Annotated in this window: 3 protein-coding genes; all 3 read right to left on the bottom strand. The window is 69.5% G+C overall.

Going from position 1 to position 6,000, the window contains the following annotated elements; translation table 11 throughout:
* Positions 1–130: 130 nt before the first annotated feature.
* The 3 genes from ACWGN5_RS16620 to ACWGN5_RS16610 all read right to left on the bottom strand — a co-directional run bounded on the left by ACWGN5_RS16620 (position 131) and on the right by ACWGN5_RS16610 (position 5,787).
* Positions 131–2,278, bottom strand: coding sequence for a family 20 glycosylhydrolase (locus ACWGN5_RS16620; RefSeq protein WP_453515523.1), 2,148 nt, complete (start codon positions 2,276–2,278; stop codon positions 131–133).
* Positions 2,279–2,562: 284 nt separating this feature from the next.
* A complete protein-coding gene (locus tag ACWGN5_RS16615; protein WP_453515522.1) occupies positions 2,563–4,074 on the bottom strand; it encodes an alkaline phosphatase family protein in 1,512 nt (503 codons plus the stop codon).
* A 261-nt stretch (positions 4,075–4,335) separates the two neighbouring features.
* Positions 4,336–5,787, bottom strand: coding sequence for an RICIN domain-containing protein (locus ACWGN5_RS16610; RefSeq protein ID WP_453515520.1), 1,452 nt, complete (start codon positions 5,785–5,787; stop codon positions 4,336–4,338).
* Positions 5,788–6,000 lie beyond the last annotated feature (213 nt).

The raw sequence follows: 6,000 nt of genomic DNA, 5'->3' as shown, positions 1-6,000 counted from the left end.
CCCGCGGCCCCCCCCACCCTCACCTCGCCACCCGCCCGCCCCCCCGGCGCCCCGCCCCCCCCCCAGAACCCCCCCCGCGCGCCCCCCGGCCCCCCCCCCCCGCCTCTGTCATGCCGTCAGAACCGGCGTGTCATCCGATGGTCCAGCGCTGCAGCGCCGATCCGCTGTCGGGCTGCTGGGCGACGAGTGCGCCGTTGGCCGTCGAGGCGGTGGTCAGCAGGAGGCCGCTCTTGACCGATGCCACGGTGCTGGTGCCGCCGGCGGCCGGCGTGATCCGCCACCGCTGGTTGGTGCCACCGGTGCACGTCCACTGGACGACGGGGGCGCCTGCGGACAGGGACCCGCCGCTGACGTCGGCGCAGAGTCCGGAGGCGACGTTGACCAGGGTGTAGGAGCCGTCCGCCTGAGCGGTGAAGGTCCACTTCTGGTTGTTGCCGCCGTGCAGGGCCCAGGTGTCGAGCCGCGTGCCCGGAGAGGTGGAGCTGCCGGGCACGTCCAGGGCCTGACCGCCGGAGGCGAGGGTGTGGACGCCGTTCAGGCTGCCGCCACCGGACGAGCTGGTCCAGGGGACGTCGGGCGCGGCGTAGTAGCCGATTCCCGCCGCGGTCCAGCGCGGTCCGTGGGTGCCCAGACGGCGGCTGAAGTCGGTCCAGTCATGGGTGGACTGGGGCGACCAGCCGATCTCGGCGATGGCGGGCAGGCGCGGGTAGGTCATGTACTCGGCGTACACGTTCGGTTCGGGGAACTGGCTGGTGGACTGGGGCAGGCTGTCGCTGCCCGCGTACGCGCGGTCGGCCCAGAGGGCCGCCTCGACGCCGGCGATGCGGTCGGCCGGGACGAGCGAGCCGGTGCCGTTGAGCTTGGCCGTCGAGGTGGAGGGGTCCCAGTCGTAGGCCTTGCTCACCGGGACGTAGCCCTGCCAGGAGAGCCCGTACGGCGTCGACGAGTCGTACTTCATGTCGAGGTACGCGTGGTCCGAGGGGGACATCACGAACTTGGCGTTCTGCTGGACGGCGTTGCGGACGAACTGGATGTCCTCGGTCTCACTGCCGGTGCCGATGGTGGCCCGGTCGTCGGCGTCGCCCCACCACTGCATGATGCTGTTGGCGGGGATCGTCGACTGTCCGAGCTGGTGCCAGGCCATGACCGTCTTGCCGCGCGCGGTCGCGGCCGAGGTGGCCGCGGAGACGTAGGCGTTGTACTGGGACGAGGTGGCCTGCGGCGTCTCGTCGCCACCGAGGTGGACGTACGGTCCGGGCGTCATCGCCGCCACGGTGTCGATGACCGTGGTGAGGAAGCCGCTCACGTTGGATATGTGCTGGGCGTCGCTCAGACAGTAGAGGCTGATGCCCACCGCGAAGCCCGAGTACGGCTGGATCGCCTTGTTGTCGCAGTTGAGGTTGGCGACGGACGCCAGCGCGGCGCTGGTGTGGCCGGGGCCGTCGATCTCGGGGACGACGGTCATGAAGCGGGACTTGGCGTAGGCCACGATCTCCTGGTACTCCGCGGCGGAGTAGTACCAGGTGGTGCCGCCGGTGAAGCCGCTCTGCGTGCTCGCGCCGATCGTGGTGAGGCTCGGGATGGCCCCGATCGCGATGCGCCAGCCCTGGTCGTCCGTGAGGTGCAGGTGCAGGGTGTTGATCTTGTAGGCCGCGGCCTGGTCGATGTACTTCTTGAGCTGGGACATCGGGAAGTACCGTCGGGCCACGTCCAGCATGACGCCCCGGTAGGCGTACCGCGGGTTGTCCGAGATCTGCACGGGGGCGACGGTCCAGGGGCCGGGCTTGACCGTGGTGGACTCGATGGCCGCCGGCAGCAGCTGGCGCAGGGTCTGCACCCCGCGGAACAGGCCCTGCGCTCCGTGCGCGGTCACCGTCACGCCGGTGCTGCCGGACGACAGGGTGTAGCCCTCGGCGCCGAGGCTGGACGGGCCGTTGGCATCGAGGACGATGGACTGGCTCGACGGGGAGGTCGAGGTCACCGGCAGGGTGTAGCCGGTCGCCGGGGCGAGCAGCGTCGCGAGGTACGTGCCCACGCCCGCCGCATCGGGATCGCCGGACGGGACGACGTTCACCGGCGTCTGCGCGGTGAGGGCGAAGCCGCTGCCGGTCAGGTTGGTCTGTGACACGGGCTGGGGCACGACGGCCGGGGCGGTGGACTCGGCGACCGCGGCCGACGCGGCCGTGGCCGTGACCATCGTCGGCAGGGGCGCGGCGAGGGCCAGGGTGAGGGCGGCGAGGGTGGAGAGGTTCCTTCTCCGCCGGCGCGATGAGCGCATGGATGACTCCTTCGTCGGAAGGGGACGCACAGCTGGGGGGCGCGGCTGAGTGCACACGTCGCGCCAGGAGTGCGACGACACAAAGAAGACAGTTGAGAGCAATGATCATGCACAGTTATGCAAGATCTGGCTTACTGTCGAGCACTTTCGAACGAACCGTCGCAGTAGCGGGGCGGGGGCGTCAAGGCTTACCCAGGCGTAGCTTTTACGCAACCATGGACGGTTGAAAGAAGCCGGGAGTGGCCGTGGCGCACTCCCGGCTTCCGCCTGGCCCGAGGGGTCGGTCAGGAGGTCACGGCCACCTGGTCGATCGTCCAGAAGGCGCTGTTGGTGCCCGTGTAGCGGAAGGACAGCCGGGCGGTGGTGGCGCCGGCCGGGACGGCGACGGTGAGCGCCTCGAAGGCGTTGCGGTCCGTGCGGTAGGACTGCAGGAGCTGCCGGGGACCGCCGTCGAAGGAGACGTAGACGTCTCCGGTCTGGGGGCCGTCCACCTTGTAGTTCGTCGCGTACGAGACGGTCGCCGACGCACCGCCGGTCACCGGGAAGGCCGGGCTGATGAGGGTGCAGTCGAACTGTCCGGCGCCGTGGGACTTGTCGTCCCACTCGTCGGAATCGGCGACGGCGAAGACGTTGCGCGCCCGGACGTTGGTCTCGCGGCCCTGGTCCAGGGCCGCGTTGGTCCAGAACTCGTCGGTCGCGAAGGACCAGCCGCGCCACTCGGTCACGCCGCCGGTGGGCAGGGCGGAGTTGTCGATGGTCCAGCCGGAGGGCGCCGTGGTCGTCCAGCCCTTGAGGGTGGAGGGCAGGGCGAGTTCGTCGACCCGGGTGTTCAGGGAGGGGCGCAGGGCGTCGAAGGCGTCGGGCGCGATGGCGCCGATCGCCTTGCCGTCGAGCTGCCATGCAGGGCTCGGGACGACCCCGAAGTGGGTGAGGACGGTCGGGGCGATGTCGGCGACCTTGACGTCGTAGCGGACCGAGCCCGGCGTGAAGCCGGCACCCTGCGCGATGACGAACGTCTGACGCTCGGCGGGGGTGTTGCCGCCGTGGCCTCCGGTGGGCTTGTGGCCGTGGTCGGCGGTGACGACGATCTGCCAGTCCTCGTCGGCGTACGTGGCCCGCGAGGTGACGGCATCGAGGATCTGGCCGACCTCGGTGTCGGCGGTCTCGAGGGCGTTCAGGTAGGCCTGGGTCTCGGTGCCGTACTCGTGGCCGGCGTGGTCGACGTCGTCGAGGTGGACGAAGGTGGCGTCCGCGTCGGTGGTCTTGAGCTTGGACACGGCGGTCGTGGTGGTGTTGGCGTCGCTGACGCCCCCGAGGCGGGCGTCTACGGCGGGCCCGAAGACGGTGTTGGGGATCGCGGGCCAGGTGCCCACGACCAGGGTGTTGAGCGCGGGGTTGGCGCCCTCGAGCCGGGTCGCGTAGTCGGGGTAGAGGTCGAAACGGGCGCCGGTGAAGCTGTTGTCGACGACCTTGTGCTTGTCGGGCCAGGTGCCGGTGGCGATGGTCGACCAGCCCGGGCCCGACAGGGTGGGGGCCATCGGGTTCGCGTAGAGGTTGCTGGTGGCCGTCATGCCGGCCGCCATGAGGCCCTTGACCCTGGGCATCTTCGCCTGGGCGAACTTGGCGAAGGCCGCACCGTCGATGCCGATCACCAGCGACTTGGGGCGCTTGGTGACCGCGGCGGCGGACGAGCCCGCCGCCTTGGCGCCGGCGGCGTGGGCGGAGGCGGCGAGCGGCAGCATGGCCACCGCGACGGTGCCCACGAGGGCAGCGCGAACTGAGGGGGAAAGGTGCACGGGATCTCCTTGGAGAGGACCTGCGAGTCAGCGCCCGGGCCGTCGCGGCCGGGCGCTGACGAGACTGGAACCAACCAAGGATCAACAGATTTCCACAGAATCCCTCAGAGATGAACAGTAAGTAACTCTTGGTTCAGACCCGTTACCCTCTCGTGATCGCACGAGGGAGTCTGTGCACGAGGGCGCGTATACGACGGGCGCGTATACGACGGGCGCCCCTCCACCGCGAGGGTGGAGGGGCGCCCGGCAGGAGTGCCGCCGTCAGGCGATGGTCCGCTCCCACTGCTGGTTCTGGCCGCTGTTGCACGTCCACTGGTCGAGCTTGGCGCCGTCGCCGTACGAGTAGTCGGAGACATCCAGGCACTTGCCGCTCAGCCGGGCGACCAGCTGGCTGAAGCCGGCGTCACCCGTCGGCTCCACCTTCCAGTGCTGCGACTTGGCGGAGCCGCAGGTGTTCTGGACGACCACGGCGCCGTCCTCGGTGGACGCTCCGCTCACTTCGAGGCACTTGCCGCTGTTGCGGGCCATGATCTGGACATAGCCGCTGGTGCCCACGCTCCTGAACCAGTACTGCTGGTTGATGTCCCCACCACAGCCCCACTGGATGATGGGGGCGCCGGCGGCGGAGTCGAAGTTGGAGACGTCCGCGCACTTGCCGCTGTGGCGGACCGACAGCGTCTCCCAGATCACGTTCATGCCGGTCACCTTTCCGGCCGCGGCGTCGATCGTGACCTTGGGCGAGTAGTCCATGGTCATGGTGGTCTTGGTGGGGAACTTCAGCGGCAGCCAGACGTACTGGGAGTCCTGCACCATGCCGCCCATGGAGTTGCCCCACCGGTCGCCCATGTAGAGGTAGCTGGTCCCGCTGGTGCCCTGCACCGGGAGCACGTAGGCCGTCTGGCTGCGGTAGGTGGTGGAGTTGCCGACGTCCTTCAGGCCGCTCCAGCTGCCGGCGACGCTCGTGGCGGTGCCGTACTTCTGCTGGTTGGGCGCCCAGCCCGTCGCGCCGGAGGTCAGCAGGAAGTACACGCCGTTGCGCTTGAACATCGCGGGGGCCTCCCGCGACTGGCCCGCCCACAGCTTCTGCACCTGGGCGTCGATCCCGGTGTAGTCGGCGGTCAGCCGGTAGACGTGCAGGTCCCTGTTCTCGTTGGCGGCGGAGATCATGTACCCGGTGCCGTCGGTGTCGACGAACGTGGTGATGTCACGGGACATGTGACCCAGCGGACGGAAGCTGCCGCGCCAGGAGTAGTCGCCGTCCACGGTCGAGGAGACCGCCACCGCCGCACGCGCCTCGGAGTAGTCCGTGGCGCTCCCCTCCTTGTGCATCCACATCACGAATTCGCCGGTCGAGGCGTTGTACATCACCTTCGGCCGCTCGATGTTCGCGCCCTGGAGCTCCGGATCCGTCGCCTGGCTCAGTACGTGGTTGCGGAACTCCCACGTCTTCAGGTCGGTGGAACGGTAGGCCGACACGTACTGGAAGCTGTTGTCGGCATTGCGGTCCTCGCCGAACCAGTAGTAGTACTCGCCCACCTTCACGACCCCGCCGCCATGGGCATGGACGGGATTGCCCGCCGGGTCGGTGAACTGAGTGGCGTTGTCTACGGTCACCGACGCGGCACGAGCCGTGCCCACGGCACCGAAGAGGGACAGGAGGAGCGCGGACAGAACGGCGAAGACCGCCGATGCCCCGGTTCTTTTACGCGACATGATCACTTGCCTCTTGCTGTGCGGAAGCGACACGTACGGGTGGTGCCGCCCAGGGCGAACCCGATGTGTCTGCGAGGGTGGGGTGACTGGATGCGTACGGAGGAGATGTACGCGAAGGCGATGCCCGACCGGAGGTCCTGGATGCGACAGTGACGGTCGGGGCGACGCAACCCGTGCGGGGAGGGAGGTGGCCGCCGTGTTACGGCTGCGTGC

Source organism: Streptomyces sp. NPDC055815, from assembly GCF_053616475.1.
This window is presented reverse-complemented; position numbering and strand designations above follow the sequence as displayed.